The following is a 19915-nucleotide window of genomic DNA, read 5'->3' on the forward strand; positions in this document are numbered from 1 at the left end:
CTACCTCCCACCAGCCCCACCACCGCCGAAACCGCCTCCGGCACCAAATCCACCCCCGCCCCCGCCCTGGGATGGAGGGCTGAAGGTACTGATGGAATAGAATCCTGCAAACCAGACGTATGTCGGGACATAGTACCCGGACTGTGAGATGTCCACTTTTAGTTCCTTCATCGCCTTCTGGACATTCTCCCCGACACCGAGTGCTGTTCCATAGATGAGCCAGATCCCCCACATATTCATGTCATCCGGGCTGTATTTTTTGATCATGCTCATATCTGTGAGGAACCGTCGGAACGAACTCCATTCAAGTTTCAGTCTGTAATAATCCTCCTTCCAGTGACCAAAGACCGTTGAGGGGAGAGCGACCGCGATGCCTGCCTGCACAGCAACGACCACAAAAAGGAGCATGGCAGCCAGAAGGGTCCGCTCGATATCAATCGTGAGGAGAAAGGCAAGTATGCCGACGAGAGTCAGGCTCATCGCTCCGGCAAGTATGATGGCGGGCTTCTCCCGTCCGCTTACAGCATATCTGCCGGATATCCGCTCATCAGACCAGCTCATCAGGTCGTTGAGATTATCCTTGAGCGCAATGGCAATCTGTTCATCAGCCGATGAGGTCTTCGCCCGTTTGGCAACCTCCTCAAAGTATCCGGTGTCAAGAATCCCCGACTCATCCGAGTTCAGATGAATGAAGTTGATCACCCTCTGCTCATACGGGTCATCCCCTTCCACCTTGAGGAGACGGATTGTCACACCCTTCTCATCCGGATTCTCGCGGATCTCGATCTTCTTCTTCCTGTGAAGATCAAGGAGTGTCGCATAGAAACCATTCTCATCGGCAGTAAACGCATCCTTATTGAAGACGAGGTTTACCTGCCAGGGCGGCATCGTCTCATCAGGAACGGTGCTGAGATATTCCGGGACGGTGAACTCCTTCTCTCTTCCATATAGATAATAAAGAAGGAGCAACAAGAACGGCGTTATAACAACAAGGATCTTCCCGATGATGAGAAGAAGATCGGCGATCAGAAACCCAAGAAGATACCTGTTGTTTGCAGACTCAGTCTTCTCCCGGACCCCCTCGACCTGCCGTTTAACTCCGGCGACCTGGTCGAGGGCATCAGGGGTCATCAGGAATTCGACCCCGATCCTCTCATTTGAAGGGGATCTCCCGGTAATAACAACCATCCCTTCCCGAGTCTCCACCTCATATGAGGGGGGATGGGTAAATACGTCCGTGATCCGGTCAGAGATGAGCGTGATGGTAACTGATTCATAGGGGATATGTTCATCTGCAAGCATCAGGTTGATATGCACCGCATCACGGTCATACTCAACCGGGGGAACCATCTGATAGACATACTCAACGGTATACAGACCCGGTGTAAAGTAATCGGGATTGATGATCCCGACCTCATTTGGATAGGCGAGATCAGAAACGAGCGACCGGGCCCGTGGATCATCGCCGTTGAAGAGGTGAACACCACCATCCTCAGTCTTCAGGTACGCAGTTGAACCTGCCGGAGCTGATGCAGAGATCAGGCGGATATGCGGCTCGCCGGAGATCATATCCCCGTGGATGAGGGGGGCTTTCCAGGCACGATACAGCATCCGGTATTCCCCGGCCGAGCGGACAGAGTAGATATACCGCTCGATAAGGTCGCCATCCTCCTGCCAGCTCACCTCATACGATGTGACGATAAGGTCCCCGCCATAATCGAGTGCCTCCCTGGGATAGATCTCCATCAGGCCGACGGCGGAGAGGCCAAGGATGAGGGTCCCCAGAACCAGGAGTCCGATCAGTCTCTTCTCTTCCATGCAGAAGACCTCAGAACTCTATCTTTGGAGCCTTTGCAAGGTTCTCATCTTCGAACTCAAGATACTCAAGTTTCTGCATCCCGATCATATTTCCGACGATATTTGAGGGGATCGTCTGGAGCATGGTATTGAACTGCTGGGAGATATTGTTGAATGTATACCGGTGGCGGGCGATCTCATCCTCAAGACCCTTGATCGAACCCATCAGATCCTTCACCGTCTCCGAGGTCTTCAGATCCGGATAATTCTCCATCACAGCAAAGAGGCGTCCAAGAACGCTGCGGGACTCCGCCTCAATTGCGTTAAGATCTCCCGCACCCGCAGACCCGACGCTCGCCCGCATCTTTGTGACAGATTCAAGTGTGCTCTTCTCAAATTCCGCATAACTCTTCACAGATCCGAGAAGCTGATCGATCATATCAAGCCGCTTCTTCATGGCGACCTTTATCTGGCCAAGTGTCGCCTCTGATCCGTTCTTCAGACGATAGTACCGGTTGTAGACACTGACAAACCAGAGAATAATCCCTATGACGAGAAGGAGAAGAATCCCGCCGATTATAAGATCCAGCATTGCTATTCACCAGGTACAGATAACGCTCACATGAGATAAAAACCTCTGATCCAGGAGAGCATCATCTGTTCCCGATCCTTTATCACCTGGCGTTCCCTTCTCATCTCTATGACAGAGATACCTGCAGGGCCGTTCTGCCAGAGTTGCGGGATGCCGATGCACCGTGATGAGCATTTCGGAACAGAATCTGATGGTTCACCCGCAGCTGACTACTGTGTCTACTGCTACCAGAACGGGGAGTTTCTGGATGGAGGGATCACCCTCGAGGAGATGATCGGGTTCTGTTCGCAGAAGATGGAGGAGCTTGGGGCAATGCCCTATGATGAGGCGAAGAAGATGAATGAACGATTCCTCCCGGAACTGAAGCGATGGAAGAGATAGTCATCATCAAAAGCCATTCATTTTTTCGACCGCCTCATCAATCCGGGCTGCCACCTCCCTCTCATCGATCCGGACCTCCACAAATGAATCAATCTCCGGGAGGTAGATATATGGTATCACCGGCTGACGAAGGATCGCTTCGGCAGCATGGCGATAGACCGCCATCTGGACGAGATATTCACTGATGAGTGCGGGGATATCCGATTCGGCGACTGACCCCGTCTTATAGTCGATGATGACCCACTGTTGATCAGATCGACGGACCACCCGGTCGATCGTCCCCCTGAAGAGAACCCCATGCACACGGGAGCGGAAGGGAACCTCACAATGATCCTCAAGACAGCCCTGCATCATCTCCGAGGCGAGGAACCGATCATAGAGATCCGAGAGGAGGGAGGCCTGCTCTGGATCCGGACACCCGTAGCTCCGGAGGACGGTGGCGGGATCCCTCCCCTGAAAGACCTCATGCAGGATAGATCCACGCACCCGGGCATCCTCTTTCTTCGGCCCAAGTCCTCTCTTCAATCTGAACCGTTCGCTTTTTGGATCAGATGATCGGAGCGCTTCAACCCGGCTTGGTGAGAGGAGGGGCTCGCCCGGAGGGGGAATAAGAGGCTGAACCGGGGTGCCCGGAGAGATGATTGATTCAGGGAGATCCCGCGGCAAAGGCTCACGCGATACCGGCTCAGCCAAAAGTGAGGTCGGATCCGGGATGATGCGCATCCTGATCGCTCCTGAGCCGCAGGGCGGGATTAATTCGAGGAAACCTGCAGCAACCACCTCATCGGTGATCCCGAGGATATGGCTGATCCAGTCCATTCTGCTCCTGCAAAGCGAGAGGTCAGCCGGAGGAGGTCCCTCCCGGCTGCCGGAGAGGATGAGGTGATCGCGTGCACGGGTCGTGGCAACATAGAGGAGCCGCCGCCGTTCAGCCGCCTCCTTCTGGCGATACCTCTCGTTCTGCATGACGAGGATGGGGGTCTGCCTCGGTGTGAAGCCATCATCCGGGTCAGGGATCGTCACTCCAAGAAGGAGATCATCCTCAACCCGGATCTTCTCCGCCGAATAATTGATCCGTCGGGACAGTTCCGGCAGAATAACAACCGGAAACTCAAGACCTTTTGATGCATGGACCGTCATGATGGAGACGGACTCATCAGATGAGAGATCAACCGATGCCTCACCAGCATCACTCATACCAGATATGGAGATCCGCATCATCTCAATAATGTGAGAGAGGCTCCTCCCGTCATTTCGAGCCATCGAAAGGAGCTTCTCCATATTCGCAATCGCCTGATTTCCGCCTTCAGTACCACTGTACACAGCATAGATTCCTGAGTCGGAAATGATCGTTTTGATGAGCGATGCCGGTTCGATCCTGTCAGCATAGGATCTCCAGGAGAGGAGGAGATCATATGCCCGTGAAGCATCGGTCCCTGGGTGCTCTTCTGCATAGATCTCAAGACGTCTCCAGAGACTCATCCATTCCGGCCCTGCCTCGTTGATATGAAAGAGCGTGCAGTCAGAGAGGCCAAAGAACGGGGATCGGAGTACTCCAAAGAGTGCAAGGGAGTCCTCATCGTTCTCCAGGAATGAGAGGAGCAGATGAAGATCAAGGACCTCCTGCTGCTCATAAAAGCCGCTTCCCGAATGAATATGGAGCGGAATGCCATACCTCCTGAGTGCCTGGCCAAAGACCGGAATATTCTTCCTCCTTTCAACCAGAATAGCGATATCACCATACCCCGCGGGCCTTGGATTCTCAAGAGGGGTTCCGTCAGGGGCATGGGAGAGCGGTATCTGCCCCTGCACCACAGCAGACTGAATATATCTGGCGACCATCTCCGCCTCCCCCCGGACCATCGTGTCAGCATCCCCTTCCCCATCAGAAAGGAGGAGGGTCACCGATCCCGTCTCACCAGCCCGTTCGGACTGGAGCATCTGGTAGGGGAACTCCCATGGTTTTCCTGCATCCTTCATGAGAGAGGAGAAGAGGTGATTGACAAAACCCATCACCTCCGGAGTACTCCGGAAATTCCGATCAAGTGCAATCTCCCGTCCTGAGAACTGGCGGCATATGAGATCACGGGTAACGGCAAACTGTGTCACATCCGCCCGCCGGAAGAGGTAGATCGACTGTTTGGGATCTCCCACAACAAAGAGGCGATCGGTCGCCTGCTCTGTATCACCGATGATCATCCTGATGATATCGCTCTGTGCAGGATCTGTATCCTGATACTCATCGACCAGAATATACCTAAACTGCCGACGAAAATGCTCTTCGACAAGGTCATCATTCCGGGTGAAGAGCTGATGGGTGATCCTGATGAGATCATTATAATCAAGCCCGTTCTGGCGTCGTTTTGCCGTATCGATCAGCCGGGTATACGCACCAAAGACCAATCCGAGATCCCGGAGGAAGGCAATCGTCCTCCGGGTAAAGGGATCATCCCGGGAGAAGGAAAGGATCAGGATCTCATGCTTTGCTTTCAGGCTGTCCCGCACTGTTTTAAAATTCTCTTTCAGCGTGTCAAGATCGCCCCCATGCCAGTTCTTCTTCGATCCCATATTGGCTGTGTAGGATGAATGAATCCGGATGAGGTGCCGGATACAGGAGAGGCGGGTATCAGCAGATGCACCGTCATCCGGATCGGGGATGGCCGCTTCCACCTCACGGAGGTACTCCATCGCCCGATCACTGCTGCCGGGGTACTGATTGGCTAAGTCATGAAGCCTTGTGAGGGCAGCGGCAAAAGATGGCTCTTTCAGAAGATCTTCTACCGCTTCTGATACAAATGTCGATACCGCACCCTCCCAGAAGGCAGGGATTGTATCATCATCCTTCTCAAGAGTCCAAAAGAAGCTCTCAGCATACTCCCTCTCATCATACAACGTGTCAAGGTATTCAGCAGAATCCTTCGGCCCGATTGCACGGAGGACCGGAATGACCGGAGATTCCTCCCCCTGCACCTCGCCATACAGAAGCTCCCGGATTGCATCCTCACGTATCATACGAAGGGCCGGATCATCAAGGACGATGAAACCCGGGCCGATACCCGACTCAATCGGGAACTCACGGAGTACCCGGGCGCAGAAGGAATGAAAGGTTGATATATGTGCTGAGAGGAGATCGTCCCATACAGCCTCCCAGCCCTCCCTCTTCATGACGGCTTTCCGGATCCTCTCCTTCATCTCTGCCGCCGCCTTCTCGGTGAAGGTGAGAGCCAGGATCTCACTGACACCGGCATGCCCCTCTTCGATGAGATCAAGGTACTTCTCCACCAGGAGATGCGTCTTGCCGGTTCCTGCACCTGCAACCACACAGAGGCTCTGATCATGGCAGCGTGCCGCCTCTGCCTGGCGTTCTGTTAGCCCCCTCATTCGTCACCTCCTGAAACGAGCCGGAGAGGATCCATCCGGCAGATGGAGCGATAATTGCAGTAATCTGAACATCTCTTCGGATTATCCGTGATCGGGAAATGACCGCTCCGGATACCTTCAAGATATCGCCTCACCCATCCGAGGGATTCGGAGATGAGATCGTCAAGTGGCCTCTTTCCGCCATCACGTGAACGTGCAAACAGCAGGAAGTAATCATCCACCGCCTGATCACGGATGAGCGCCTGACACTTCACATCAGCTTTCTTCAGGGTATAATACGCCCCTCCGGCAGCAGAAAGGCCCAGTGAGCTCTCGATAGCCCGGATGTACAGGGGGAGCTGGAGTGCGCGCCCGTTGGTAATATCCCCAAGCCCCGGGGATGATCCGGTCTTATAGTCAATGGCGCAGAACCTCCCGTCCGGTGTTGTGTCGATACGGTCCACCTTCCCTTTGAGAAGAAGGACCGATCCATCATCAAGAGCAATCCTGACCGGACCAGGGGTGGATGCCGGATCACTATCCCGATCTGAAGGTGGCATCCCAAACGAGTACTCACAATAGGCAGGAGTAAACGGAGACGCTGCCAGATGCATCTCATACCTGAGAAACTCTTCAAGCAGACCTGGCCGATCAGATCCGAGGAGGCCTTCTCCCTCCACGATCCATACCGGGTTGCTGCGGGCAGAGTCTTTCAGCTCATCCCGGCAGATGGAGCGGATGGCTTCGAGTGAATCGACCAGTGTTCCGGCAGTGGGTGGAGACCGTCCGTCGGCATAGAACCGGTATGCTATCCTGTGGATGAGGTTGCCCCGTTCAAGTGCCGTCAGATCCAGATCGATCTCGGGGAGCGGTTCGATCCCAAGGACATACCGGGCAAGGAATGAGAATGGACAGCGGCCATACGCCTCAAGGGGGGTCGCCGAGAAGACGGTCTCATCCCCGAACCTCTTCAGGAGGGAGGCGGTGATGGCGCCATCCCCACCAATGATACCGGCAAATTCTCTTCTGTTTTCACCGGTTCTCCGGCCTTCTTCAATGGAGATCCGATCGGCCACGAAGAGGATATCACAGCCGAGGAGTGATGAGGCCCTGGCCGCCTCCCCTTCTGCAAGGAGGCGACCCGCCGAGATACCTTGTGCAATCCGGGAGTATGCCGATCCATCAGTACTCCCTGCAGCTTCAGGGAGCCTTTCGATGAAACCCGATCTGAGCAGGATCCTATCTCCATCTGTTGCCGGATAACTCAGAGACAGGCTCTCTCCTGCCGAGAGGAGGGCGGCAAGGAGGTAATACCGTTCATTACGAATGATCTCCCTGCCTGACAGTGTTCCAAGCTTCTTCGTTTCGGCAGAGGTACAGAGCGGGAGACGGGGCGCGATCCGTGGCATCGCACCCTCGGTGAGTCCCGCGATGAAGAGATGCGGAATCCTCATGTGTTGTACTTCACGAATACCTGCCACCGTTACCCGATGCCGGTTGCTCCTCTCTGTCATCCTCCTCCTTCCTGCTGCCGACGAGAGGATTGAGAGGAATGATGAGAGAGAGATGCGGCGTTCTGGAAGGATGGCTGCTGCTCCCTCAAGCTCTTCAAGCATCGAGATAAACGCCCTGAGGATCTCTTCTTCTCTGCGTTGCATCACCTCATCACCATCGGACGGAAGATATGGCAGCCCGAGGGTGGTAAGAAGAGTCCGGTATCTCCTGAGATGGCCGGCGAGGGTCTCCTCGCCCTGAAGTGGGTTCAGCATTTCGATGAGCGATTCGATCCCCGCCAGTGTCTCCTGGGCATTCGTGATCATCCATTGACGTTTCTGCGCCTTCTCTTCAGGGAGGCGGGCAGCATACTCTTCCAGAGAACGAATATAGCGACCGATCCTCTCCCGCCACTCTCCCTCACCCCCCCTGATGCCGGCCTTTCGCGAGAGGAGATCCACATTTCCGCTCCTGAGGCGTACTCTTTCTCCATCCAGATCGTGAGAATACTGGAAATATGGAGATCTGAGAAGTGAGACGAGATCATCCCGGCGATATCCTGAGAGCGGGAGTGCAGGGAGCTGAAGGAGAGACTGGACAAGGGGGAACCGAGTCAGAACCTTTCCGGCCGATGTGGAGTATGGGATGCCATATTCGGAGAAGATCTCCTCCGTCATCTCAACCGTATCTGCAACCGCCGGGAAGACGAGGGTGATATCACCCGGATCTACCCCTTCATCAATCAGGGTCCGTATCCTGGTGGCAATTCCCCCAAGCTCCTCAACAGAATCACGGTACCGGGTGAGACGCAGAGGGGGATCTCCCTCTTCCGGAAGCGGATCATCAAAGAAACGGGCAAGAGCCGGAGGCTGAGAAGCCGGTTCCTCTTCCAAAAGGTTACCAAGCCATGAGCCGTCATCATAAAAGCAGCGGGAGTCATCCATCCAGGGGAGGGTATACACAAACGTTTCAGCCGACTGTTTCAATGCAAGCACCAGATCCTGCTCGATGGGGTGGGGCTCATAGAGGCCATAGATGAAGACATTTTTGCGGCCTCCATGACGCCTGATCCGGTCTGTTGCATGGATGATCGCCCCCTGCCTGTCAAGGAGGTTCTGGTCTGAAAGGTATCGCTGGTACTCCTGGTATACCATTCCGATCTCATCGCTTTTTTGGCCCTGGAGGTCAGAGAGAGCAGCAGGATATGCAGTCTTTCGGCTCTGCAGGACATCAAAGAGGACCCGGAGCTCCCCGGCGATGCCGGATATCGAATGCTTCTTTGGTGCAATGAGGGGATATGCCCCTTCCTCAAGGATAGTAGCGATGATGAGTTCCTTCTCATGATCGCTGATCCGCCTCATCACCCCGGCATCTGTTTCTATGACCGCGTCTGCATAACCAGATAAGGTTGTAACCGAAGACTCGATGAGCGAGAGCCCCTCATCCAGCAGTCTCTGGCGGACTTCCCCGACGAGGCGGCTCGTTGGAAGGATGAGTACGGTCTGAAACGGGGCATCGGCCAACGACACATTCATCATATCGATGATGCGGTCTATATGCTGGCCGGGAAGTATCCGGGTAATAGTATGGTGCGGGATCATGAGATGGAACTCCAATGCGGGAGGAGGTACGGATCTGCTCTTTCTGAATGTAGTGTTGTCCCTATTAGATTAGATATAATATTCAATAGTTAAATTTTAAGTATTATATATCTTCTCCCAGCGTGAGCCGGCGGTATATAGAACGACGCTGCCTCATACCTCCGACCAATACCTTTTTTAATCCCAAAAGATGATCAGAAACCTATGAATCTACGGGGCGTGGCCGGTTTCATCCTTTCGGCAGGGATCCTCTTCCTCTTCTGGATCATCCTCTCAGGCCACCCCGATCCTGTCCATCTCGGCATGGGGGTTATCGCATCACTCCTGATTGCATATCTCGCCCCGATCTATGATACAACTGACCCGGACACCACCGGGGCAAAGAGGAGCTTCCTCATCGTCTGCCTCCTCTCCATCCCGTATCTTATCCGGCTCCAGTCCCAGATCATACGGGCAAACATCGACCTGATCAGGATCATCTTTCATCCGGATCTCCCGATCTCCCCAACCATCCGGAGATTCGAGACTGATCTCACCTCAGATACCGCAAAAGCAACATTTGGAAACTCCCTGACGCTCACCCCCGGGACCCTGACGATGGATATGGCCGGTGATGGCACCTGTTTCATCCATTATCTGACCAGACCGGACAGGACGCAGCAGAAGACAGAGATGCTGCACAGGGCTGTGCAGAACCTCTTTGAAAGGAGGATTGTGTAATGGCAGCGACACCTCTGATCGATATGGCCCTCACAGGAACCGGGGTCATCCTTGGAATAGCAGCCTTCATCTGCCTCTATCGCGTTGCAAAAGGGCCAACCCTGCCTGATCGGATCATGGCAGTCAACATCATCGGAACGACGACAGCCGTCCTCCTCGTCATCGTCGCTACGCAGATCGGCCAGCCTTACATCATCGATATTGCACTCACGTATGCGATGCTCGGATTCCTTGTGACCCTCTGTGTATCACGGTACCTGACCACCGGGAGGATATTCACATGAATACCATCCTGTCGTTTGTTTCAATCGGCCTGCTCCTCGCCGGCGGCTTTTTTTTTTAGCTGGCTCCATCGGGGTGCTGCGGTTTCCGGATTTCTTCTGCCGGCTTCATGCCGCAACAAAATGCGATACCCTCGGCCAGACCTGCATCCTCCTTGGCATTGCACTCTTTGAAGGGTTCTCCCTTCTCTCACTCAAGGTCCTTGCAATCAGCTTCTTCTTCCTGATCGCAAGCCCCACTGCCGCACAGGCACTCGCCAAAGGTGCATACATATCCGGCGTGCGTCCTGAGCTGGAGGATGGCATTGATGAGTACAGAGAGCCGGCAGGGGACTATATCAGAGAGAAAGAAGAGAATGAGGCTCTCATCAGATCCAAGATGGAGGAGACGGTCAGGAGAGAGGAAGAGAAGGAGGGGGAGCGATGATCTGGCTCCTAAACGGCGTCCTCCTTGTCGCCCTGATCATCCTTGCAATCTGGGCTTTGAAGACCCGGGATCTCCTCGTCTCTGCGATGATACTCTCCGTCTACTCCTTCCTGATGGCGATCATCTATGCCCAGCTGAACTCTCCGGATGTCGCCCTCACTGAGGCGGCGGTTGGTGCAGGGATCACCACCGTCCTCTTCATCCTTGCCATCCAGAAGACGAGCAGGATGGAGGAGGATTCAGATGATGAGGGGATCCAGAAAGGGCCTCTTGCCATTGTACTCGTCATCGGGCTGATCCTTGCCCTCGCTGCCGGGGGGATGCCCTCCTTCGGCAGTCCGGATGCCCCGGCTGCGGTAGTGTCCGGAAACCTGTATCTCGAAGAAGCAAAGGACGTCACCGGTGTTGTGAACATCGTCACCGCCATCATCGCCTATTACCGATCATTTGATACCCTCGGTGAGGTGACCGTCGTCTTTGCCGTCGGGATTGGGATCATCGCACTCTTCCTGAAGAGAAGAGAGGAGGAAGGCGATGACGGGAGGTGATATCATCGTTCGGACGATAGCCCGGCTGATGGTCCCGTTTCTTCTCCTCTTTGGGGCATACATCCTCCTGCATGGCCACCTCGGGGCAGGGGGAGGGTTTCAGGCAGGGATCATCTTTACGAGCGCACTCATCCTTGCCGCGATTGGAAGAAGCCGTATCGAACTGCGGTCCCGGCTCGCCGGGTCAAAACTCTGGATCCTTGGCTCTGCAGGAGCGATCATCTTCGGGGCGATAGGCTTCCTTGGGATCGTATCAGGAGGATCATTCCTCCAGTACAGCCTCTTTCCGCTCCCCTTCCCTGATGATGCCATCCATGCGATCCTGATCACCATCGTTGAGATTGGGATCGGCATCGCCGTCTCCGGGATGATTTGCCTCGTATTCCTCACGATAACCGGGAGGGGAGAATGAACGCCCTCGATCCTGACTTTATCCTGGGCCATTACAACTACTGGGTCTCGATCGTCCTGATCATGATCGGGCTGTATACAATGATAGCGAAGAAGAACCTGATCAAGAAGTTCATCGGGTTAAATATCATCGAGACCGCGATCTTCCTCTTCTATATCTCTCTTGGCGACGTTGATGGGGGGGTCGCCCCTATTCTGCCGAAGGAGGGGGCGGAGACCGGGGCGATGCTCTATGCAAACCCACTCCCCTCTGCGATGATGCTCACGGCAATCGTCGTCACCCTCTGTATGACGGCACTTGCACTCAGTTTTGCGGTCCTCATCTACCGGCGGTACGGAACACTCGATGCAGGGAGGCTGATGGAGGAGCTATGACCCCGATCACCGACCACCTCCCCATCCTCGTTGTGATGATCCCGGTGATAGCGGCATATATCACACCGCTCGTCGGCATCCTCCTTGACAGAACAGTGAAAGGGATCGCTGTTGCAGCCGTGTCCGTCAATCTTGCCTGCTCCCTCCTCCTTACGCACCGTGTTCTCATCCACGGACCGGTATCCTACAATCTCTCAGGTGTTGCCCCGCCGCTGGGAATAGAATTTGTCGCGGATCATCTTGGTGCAGTCCTCTCTCTTCTCATATCAGCGATCACCCTTATCGCAATCATCTACCTCCAGGCGACGATCCCTGATCTGGGGAGGAAGAAGACGACCATCTTCTATACGCTCATTCTTCTTGCTGCCGGAGCCACGCAGGGGATCGTCCTGACAAATGATCTCTTCAATCTCTTCGTCCTCATTGAGATTCTGGCAATCGCCATGTATGGCCTGGTTGCCATCAGGGCTGATGGAAAGAGCCTCCTTGCCGGATATAAGTATCTCCTGATCGGATCAGCAGGGTCTGCCCTGATCCTCATCGGGACCGGCTTTCTCTTCATCAGCACCGGCACCCTGAATATGACACTAATGGGAGAGATACTTCCGGATATCATCCATTCATGGACGGTTCTTGCCGGCTTTGCCCTTCTCATAGCAGGTCTCTCAACAAAGATCGGCCTCTTTCCCCTGCATATCTGGATGCCGGATGCGTATGCTCATGCACCCTCCATCACCCCGGTCATCTCGACCCTTGCCCTGAAAGCCGGCCTGGTCGCCCTGATCAGGCTTGTGTACGTCATATTCGGCCCGTCACTATCCGGAGAGGCGGTTCCGCTTCCTTCCGTCCTTGCGCTCCTCGGTGCAGTTGCTATCGTCATCTGTTCCATCGTTGCGTTGCAGCAGTCGGATATCAGGAGGATGCTTGCATATTCAACGGGTGCAAATACAGGCTGTATCGTCCTTGGCATCAGCCTTGCGACATCAACCGGGCTTGAGGGTGCAATGCTGCATATGATCACCCATACCGTTGCAAAAGTCTGCCTCTTCATCGCAGCCGATGCCCTGCTGATTCAGGCGGGGATCAGGATGGTTGAGGATTTCCGGGGACTCGCCGATGAGATGCCATATACCATGGCAGGCTTCTCCCTTGGTGCCATCTCCATAATCGGGATTCCCTTAAGTGGCGGGTTCATGAGCAAGATATATGTGGCAAATGCAGCTATCGGAGCCGGCCTCCTGATCTATGCGGGCGTCATCCTCTTCTGGACCCTCCTGACCGCCCTGTACTTCTTCAGGATATTTCGTCTTGCATACTTTGAGCCATCGCATCGAAAACACCGGCTGGATGAGGGAAAGTGGCATATGATTCTGATTGTTCTTCTCCTCGGGGCGGCGTCCATCCTCCTTGGATTCTTTGTTGAGATCCCGATGGAGATGATACGGCCCGCCGCCGATACACTCCTTGGGGGTGGACTATGAGCGGGGAGGTGATCACGTCTGGTATCCCGGCAGTAGCACTCTGTATCTCGCTCTCCGCGGCAATACTCATCGCAGTATTTGGAAACAGAGTCCGCTATCTGAACGAGGGGGTCACGATGGCGGCGGCTCTCCTCAAGTTTGTGCTGGTTTTTTCGATATACCAGACCATTATGGATGGGGGGGTACTCCAGTTCACACCGGTCACCCTCCTGCCCGGGGTTCCGTTCTCCCTGACGGTCGATCTCTTTGGAATCTACTTCGCATTCCTCTCATCGTTCCTCTGGATTGTCACCTCGATCTTCTCGATCGGGTATATGCGATCCCTCAATGAAGATGCCCAGACACGCTACTACCTCTGCTTTGCCGTCTGTATCGCATCAACCGTCGGGATCGCCTTCTCCGGGAATCTCCTGACATTCTTCATCTTTTATGAGATCCTCACCTTTGCCACATACCCGCTCGTTGTTCACAATCAGACGAAGGAGGCGATGGACGCCGGGAAGAAGTACCTTGCCTACCTGATGACCGGGGGGATCGTCCTCCTCTTTGCAATTGTTCTCACGTACACGATGACGGGGACCCTTGACTTTGCCGAGGGGGGGATACTCAACGGAACCGGGAGTACAGATGTCCTCCGGCTTCTCTGCCTCCTCTTCATCGCCGGAGTCGGTGTTAAGACCGCAATCATGCCCCTTCATGGATGGCTGCCTGCTGCGATGGTCGCACCGACCCCGGTGAGCGCCCTGCTGCATGCAGTGGCAGTCGTCAAGGCAGGCGCCTTCGGCCTCCTGCGGATCATCTTCTACATCTTTGGGATGGAACTCTTCACCGAAATTGGCGCCGCACCGTTCCTTGCCGCCTTTGCCGGGTTGACGATCATCACCGCCTCATTCATCGCACTTGCACAGGATAACCTGAAGATGAGGCTTGCCTACTCCACGATCAGCCAGCTCTCCTATATCGTCCTCGGGGTCGCCCTTCTTGCACCTGCGGCCCTCGAGGGGGGAATTGCCCATATGATGCATCAGGCCTTCATGAAGATCACGCTCTTCTTCTGTGCGGGAGCCATCTATGTCACAACCGGGAAGACCCGCCTCTCCGAGATGCATGGGATGGCCGATGAGATGCCCTATACCTGGGCTGCTTTTACCATCGGAGGGCTTGGCCTCATCGGCATACCCCTGACCGCAGGGTTCATCACAAAATGGTTCATGATAACCGGTGCCCTTGATGCCGGAGCATCGATCTATGTCCTCCTCCTTCTCATCAGTGCCCTCCTCAATGCAGCCTACTTTCTGCCCCCGATCTACCATGCCTATTTCTCAGAACCATCAGAGACCGGCGACTTTGAGGAGCAGACGAGCTGGCTCATCAAGTTTCCCCTGATCCTCACCGCTGTGATGGTCATCCTCTTTGGAATAATTCCAAATGCGCCGTACTTCCCTCTGGAGGTGGCAACGGCAATCGTGAGGAGTATCACCGGGTTCTGATACTATCATCCGATGACCGGGGCGAGAATAATAATGATCAGGTAGATCCCAAGGACCAGTGTGATGAGGAGGATGCCGGTCCCGAATGTAGAGAGATTAAGCAGGGTTCGCCGGTGCCTGCGCGAAAAGATGAGCCAGCGCTCCTGAAAATGCTCATCTGCGGTCCGGGTCATCTCCTGTATTCCGGAGAGGAGATCGACTCCGACAAATCGCCCGGTCGATTGAAATGCCCCGGTAACCCGGTAATACCAGGCATCAGGGGAGATGAGGGAGGGGACCTTCTTCTCCCAATGGAACCATCCCCAGAAGACATAGGCGATGAAGAGGAGGACCCCGATACCTATCTCAAGGATCGCATAGCCGATATTGCCGGCAGAATAGATGCCTGCCCCTGCGTACCCGGCATATCCGGCAATATATGCGATTCCTGACTCGGAGAACGGGAAGACCATTGCTGCTGGCAGAATAAAGAAGATGGCAAGACCCGGGAGGATTCCAAGGAGTATGATCGCAACCGAGAGGGAGGCCATCGCTGCCTTCATCGGGAGGGGTGTTCTATCAAGCGGCAGTCTCTGAAGCTTTGACTCGCCAAAGAAGGTGAAGAGGAGGAGCTTTCCCGTGGAGGCGACGGTTCCTCCACAGACGATGAAGAAGATCGCCTCTGCAGGAAGGAGGGTCCACCCGCCAACAGCCTGTGCATCGATGAGGGCATGATGAATGAATGCCTTGCTGACGAACCCGTTGAACCCTGGTACGCCCGATATTGCACAGACACCGATTACCATTGCCAGGGCAGTAAACGGCATGGAGCGCCAGAGGCCTCCGATTTTATACATATTCAGCTCATCGGTTGCAAGAAAGACGGCACCTACTGCGAGGAAGAGGGAGGCCTTGAAGAGGGCATGGTTGATGAGATGATAGAGCCCCCCGGCAAAGCCGCTTGATCCCCCATCCCCAAGATACACCACACAGGAGATGCCAAGGAGGATGAACCCCATCTGGCTGATACTGTGATACGCAAGCATCCTCTTTGAGTTGGTCTGCATCAGGGCCAGGAAGACGGCAACGATCATTGTAATCAGAGAGATCCATATCAGGACGAGCCCGGCGGGAGAGCCGGAAGAGGAGAGAGGGCCTGAGATGATGGAGGGGAAGAGGATGAAGAGGCAGACGATGAAGATTCCGTAGGCGCCAACCTTGATGATCAGTCCGGAGAGTATAGCAGAAGCGGGTGTCGGGGCGGAGCTGTGGGCATCAGGAAGCCAGATATGAACGGGATACATCCCGGCCTTCACACCGAAGCCGAGGATCATCAGTCCGGCAATGAGGAGGATTTGGGAGCCGGTCAGGCCTGACCCGGCTGCAAGGGGGGCCACATCAATCGATCCTGTACCTGCAAAGAGGAGGGCGGCACCCGCAAGAATGAGGAAAGCACCGGATAATCCAAGGAAGAGATACTTCTTTGCAGCAGCAACCGCATCATCTGTCTGATAATGGATGATCAGCACAAATGCCGAGAGGGTCAGCAACTCAAAGAAGAGATACAGTGTGATGTAGTCGCCTGAGATGAGTACACCGAGATCCGCAAAGAGTGAGAAGAGCCAGAAGGTATAGAAGCGGTTCGTCCTCTCCTTCTCGCCAAGATATCCTGTGGCATAGACGGTGCCGAGCATCCAGACAAATGCAGTGATCAGGATGATGGCATACGAGAAGGGATTCATCTGGATGATCGGGGTATAAAAGAGATACTCACTCTCAATGGCAATCCGGAAGCTGAGATCAGAAGAGAGGAAGGGGATGCCAAGGCCGGCGATCAGAAGGACCAGGGCAGGGACAGAGACCGCAATCAGGTTGCGGAGAGGGGCGGAGTATCGACCTGCGAGGTAACAGAGGAGAGAGCCGATGAACGGAACCGCAAGTAGAGTAAGAACCGCATACTCTGGCTGGAATCCGATGATCTCCATTGGCAATATGGTTATTCTGCCTTGTGATAGATAAGTATACTGAAGGATCGATGTCGTTTCCCAATATCACTGCATTTTCAGGATAATTTCGTAACCCTTATTTGTTCGTAAATCTTAGAACATTCTATACCAAACGAACAGGTTATACCAATGAAAGCTGAAGCATATAAAATCGCTGATGGTGTCTACTGGGTAGGCACCCTGGACTGGGATATTCGGACATACCACGGCTATACGCTCGATGGGACGTCATACAATGCGTACCTCATCTTCGGAGAGAAGACCGTGCTGATCGACAACGTCTACCCCGGCCAGTCTGCACAGATGTGGGGGAGAATCCGGGATGCATGTGCTGCAGAGGGGAGGGATGAAACGATCGATATTATCATCCAGAATCATGCCGAAAAGGACCATTCCGGTGCCCTCCCTGAGATTCACAGGCGTTTCCCCGAGGCAGTAATCTATTGCACCGGGATCTGCGAGAAGGCACTCCATCGCCATTACCCATCGCTTAAGGATGCAGTATTTCATCACATCACAACCGGAGATACCCTTGATATCGGTGGGAAGACCCTTGCATTTGTCCAGGCTCCCCTCCTCCACTGGCCCGACTCGATGTTCACCCTCTATGCCGAGGAAGGGATCCTCTTTCCAAACGATGCATTCAGTCAGCACCTCTGCTGCACCGGAAGACTTGATACGGAGATCCCCGACCACACCCTGATGGATGCGGCACAGAAGTTCTATGCCAACCTCATCGTCCCCCTGACACCCCTCTTTCTGAAGAAGGCAGATGAGCTGACGGGCCTCAACCTCCTCGCACAAGTGAAGATGATCGCACCTGCCCATGGGCAGATCTGGACCGATCCCAAAAAGATCATCAACGCATATGTCGGATGGGCGACAGGCACCGCAATGAAGACGAAGGTGACGATCATCTACGATACGATGCATGGGTCCACACAGAAACTTGCCCATGCCCTTGCAGAAGGGGTGATGGCAGGGGGTGCGGATGTGAAGATCTTCAATCTCCACCAGGATGAGCGATCAGAGATCGTCAAGGATATTCTCGAGTCAAAAGCGATCATGGTCGGTGTTCCGGCGATCAATGATATGCCGTATCCGAGCATCGGCGATCTCCTCTATTATCTCAAGGGTCTTCGTTTCGATCGTACAGGCGAGCGGTTCGCACTCACCTTCGGCTCGATGGGGGGCCGGGGAGGTGCGGCAGCAATGGTGGCAGATGAACTGAAGAACTCAGGGTTTACGGTCACCGAGACGATGGAGGTCCAGTTCGTCCCCGATGGCGACGAACTTGATCAGGCGTTTGAAGCAGGGAAGAAGATGGCTGAAAGGATAACCGCCTGAGCCCCATCAGGCCGGGATCCCTGATCCCCTGCTATACAGTCATACGGCGTATCCAGGTGGTTTTATCGCCAAAATACCCTCTTTTATCAACTATTCGTATTCAAAAGGATCAAATCCAGAGAAATACCAGTCGTATACATACGATCCCAGCCAAAGACCAATTCGCCATCTTGATGTAGGGTTGGGTCAACCAATCACCCATGCGGATCCTCCTTATTACCGGCACCCAGACTGAGGACCTGGTCAGAAGGGCTGCCAGCGAGTCCGGCCATGACTGTGTTGTGGAGGTCATCGGCGAGGTGGCATCGTTCATCTCTCCCAGGCATCTCATCGACCTGATCCAGAGCTCGCATTATGATCAGGTGATAGTCTCCGGAATGTGTACTGCAGATTTCTCCGGAGTTGAGAAGGAGACAGGGGTTCCGGTCTTCCTCGGTCCCCGGCATGCGAGCGATCTGGCAATGATCCTGCCGGGGGTCGGCCAGATACAACTCTCACGCACCATACCGGCAGATGATCTCATCGCGGGAATGAAGAGGGAGCGTGCTCTTGAGCGGCTTGCTGAGATCGAAGAGGAGGCCGATCCTGCCTTTCTCATCAGGGGGCAGAAGATCGGTGGCAGCAGCAGGATGAAGGTCTGTGCGGAGATAATGGATGCCCATCGCCATCCGGATCTCAGGGTCGCGGTTGCCGGACTCTTCGCATCAGGCGCTGACATCGTTGATCTCGGTTTTGGATTTGATGCCACCCCGGAGGATCTCCGGAGAGTGTTCAATGATCTTGAAGGGATCGATGGACCGCTTGCAGTTGACACACAGGATCCGGATCTGATCAGGGCCGCCCTGGAGAGAGCTGATCTCATCCTCTCCCTCCAGGAAGCAAATATCCCGATCATCGGATCTGCGGTGGCTGACGCCGGGGTTGCGGCAGTCATCGTTCCCGGAGAGGCCGGGCTTGCTGCAAATATTGCTGCCGCCGAGGCCTGCGGCATCTCCTGCCTCATTACCGATCCCCTCCTCCCCCCTGCCGGTTCGGGGCTCATCAGGGCACTTGCAGGGTATGCTTCGGCAGGTACCGATCACCCCCTCTTCTTCGGTGCAGGAAATGTGGTAGAACTCCTGGATGCGGATTCCCCGGGGGCAAACGCCCTCCTCGCGGCGATGGCAAAGGAGGTTGGTGCCGCAGTCATCTTCTCAAGCGAGCACTCGGACAAGACGAAGGGGTCGGTTCGGGAGATGCGGCGGGCCACGATGATGATGGCACTGATGGATGAAAGGCCGTACCCGAAGGATCTCGGCATTGATCTCTTTGTCATCAAGGAGAAGCGGCGGCGGCATGAACCTCCAATCCGGTATGATACCCTGATTCAGCCGGAAAAGCAGGAGAGGAAGCTCATCTATGACCCATGCGGAAATTTCCGGATTGGCATCGATGAGGGAGAGATCATTGCCGAAAAAGGCGGCAGTGCGATCCGGGCCCGTGACTGGGCTTCCATATACCACGAGATTGAGGCCAGAGGGTGGGTCTCCCGGATGGATCATGCCGCCTACCTTGGAAAAGAGCTCTATAAAGCAGAGCTTGCCATCCGTTTTAACCGCAGTTTTGAACAGGATGGCAGATTCTGA

General features: G+C 54.6%; 15 protein-coding genes and 1 pseudogene. 11 read left to right on the plus strand and 5 right to left on the minus strand.

What is annotated here, in order from left to right:
* Positions 1 to 1818, minus strand: coding sequence for a DUF2207 domain-containing protein (locus J2T58_RS02510; RefSeq protein WP_253487173.1), 1818 nt, complete (start codon positions 1816 to 1818; stop codon positions 1 to 3).
* A 10-nt stretch (positions 1819 to 1828) separates the two neighbouring features.
* Complete coding sequence (locus J2T58_RS02515) at positions 1829 to 2389, minus strand: LemA family protein (protein WP_253487174.1); 561 nt, start codon at positions 2387 to 2389, stop codon at positions 1829 to 1831.
* Positions 2390 to 2497: 108 nt separating this feature from the next.
* Between J2T58_RS02515 and J2T58_RS02520 the strand changes: the two genes are divergently transcribed.
* The gene (locus J2T58_RS02520) at positions 2498 to 2770 is read left to right on the plus strand and encodes a zinc ribbon domain-containing protein (protein WP_253487175.1); all 273 of its coding nucleotides are present in this window, start codon (positions 2498 to 2500) and stop codon (positions 2768 to 2770) included.
* Between the two features lie 6 nt (positions 2771 to 2776).
* Here the strand turns inward: J2T58_RS02520 and J2T58_RS02525 are convergent, their stop codons facing one another.
* Both J2T58_RS02525 and J2T58_RS02530 read right to left on the minus strand, forming a co-directional pair.
* The gene (locus tag J2T58_RS02525; RefSeq protein ID WP_253487176.1) at positions 2777 to 6151 is read right to left on the minus strand and encodes a UvrD-helicase domain-containing protein; all 3375 of its coding nucleotides are present in this window, start codon (positions 6149 to 6151) and stop codon (positions 2777 to 2779) included.
* Entirely contained in the window at positions 6148 to 9225 is a 3078-nt protein-coding gene (locus J2T58_RS02530; RefSeq protein ID WP_253487177.1) for a PD-(D/E)XK nuclease family protein, read from the minus strand. The genes J2T58_RS02525 and J2T58_RS02530 overlap by 4 nt, the downstream gene beginning before the upstream one ends.
* Positions 9226 to 9429: 204 nt before the next feature.
* On the opposite strand from J2T58_RS02530, the gene J2T58_RS02535 reads away from it, so the two are divergent.
* From J2T58_RS02535 to J2T58_RS02570, 8 genes and pseudogenes are all read left to right on the plus strand, one after another.
* Complete coding sequence (locus J2T58_RS02535; protein WP_253487179.1) at positions 9430 to 9945, plus strand: Na+/H+ antiporter subunit E; 516 nt, start codon at positions 9430 to 9432, stop codon at positions 9943 to 9945.
* Positions 9945 to 10229 (plus strand): monovalent cation/H+ antiporter complex subunit F, encoded by a 285-nt coding sequence (locus J2T58_RS02540; RefSeq protein ID WP_253487182.1) that lies wholly within the window; start codon positions 9945 to 9947, stop codon positions 10227 to 10229. The genes J2T58_RS02535 and J2T58_RS02540 overlap by 1 nt, the downstream gene beginning before the upstream one ends.
* A gap of 58 nt (positions 10230 to 10287) precedes the next feature.
* Positions 10288 to 10653: pseudogene (gene mnhG / locus J2T58_RS02545) on the plus strand (monovalent cation/H(+) antiporter subunit G); the annotation flags it as partial.
* Positions 10650 to 11201 (plus strand): DUF4040 domain-containing protein, encoded by a 552-nt coding sequence (locus J2T58_RS02550; RefSeq protein WP_253487186.1) that lies wholly within the window; start codon positions 10650 to 10652, stop codon positions 11199 to 11201. The pseudogene mnhG and the gene J2T58_RS02550, both read left to right, overlap by 4 nt.
* A complete protein-coding gene (locus tag J2T58_RS02555) occupies positions 11188 to 11613 on the plus strand; it encodes an MnhB domain-containing protein (RefSeq protein WP_253487188.1) in 426 nt (141 codons plus the stop codon). The genes J2T58_RS02550 and J2T58_RS02555 overlap by 14 nt, the downstream gene beginning before the upstream one ends.
* The gene (locus J2T58_RS02560) at positions 11610 to 11987 is read left to right on the plus strand and encodes a cation:proton antiporter subunit C (protein ID WP_253487190.1); all 378 of its coding nucleotides are present in this window, start codon (positions 11610 to 11612) and stop codon (positions 11985 to 11987) included. The genes J2T58_RS02555 and J2T58_RS02560 overlap by 4 nt, the downstream gene beginning before the upstream one ends.
* Complete coding sequence (locus J2T58_RS02565) at positions 11984 to 13468, plus strand: complex I subunit 5 family protein (protein WP_253487192.1); 1485 nt, start codon at positions 11984 to 11986, stop codon at positions 13466 to 13468. The genes J2T58_RS02560 and J2T58_RS02565 overlap by 4 nt, the downstream gene beginning before the upstream one ends.
* Positions 13465 to 14958 carry a monovalent cation/H+ antiporter subunit D family protein gene (locus J2T58_RS02570; protein WP_253487194.1) on the plus strand — a complete coding sequence of 498 codons (1494 nt, stop codon included), beginning with the start codon at positions 13465 to 13467 and terminating at the stop codon, positions 14956 to 14958. The genes J2T58_RS02565 and J2T58_RS02570 overlap by 4 nt, the downstream gene beginning before the upstream one ends.
* Positions 14959 to 14963: 5 nt before the next feature.
* Here J2T58_RS02570 and J2T58_RS02575 read toward each other — a convergent pair whose 3' ends face one another.
* Positions 14964 to 16922, minus strand: coding sequence for a complex I subunit 5 family protein (locus J2T58_RS02575; RefSeq protein ID WP_253487196.1), 1959 nt, complete (start codon positions 16920 to 16922; stop codon positions 14964 to 14966).
* Between the two features lie 150 nt (positions 16923 to 17072).
* On the opposite strand from J2T58_RS02575, the gene J2T58_RS02580 reads away from it, so the two are divergent.
* Both J2T58_RS02580 and J2T58_RS02585 read left to right on the plus strand, forming a co-directional pair.
* Positions 17073 to 18290 carry an FprA family A-type flavoprotein gene (locus J2T58_RS02580; RefSeq protein WP_253487198.1) on the plus strand — a complete coding sequence of 406 codons (1218 nt, stop codon included), beginning with the start codon at positions 17073 to 17075 and terminating at the stop codon, positions 18288 to 18290.
* A 200-nt stretch (positions 18291 to 18490) separates the two neighbouring features.
* Positions 18491 to 19915 carry a dihydropteroate synthase-like protein gene (locus J2T58_RS02585; protein WP_253487200.1) on the plus strand — a complete coding sequence of 475 codons (1425 nt, stop codon included), beginning with the start codon at positions 18491 to 18493 and terminating at the stop codon, positions 19913 to 19915.

It is taken from the genome of Methanocalculus alkaliphilus, assembly GCF_024170505.1.
Lineage (GTDB): Archaea > Halobacteriota > Methanomicrobia > Methanomicrobiales > Methanocorpusculaceae > Methanocalculus > Methanocalculus alkaliphilus.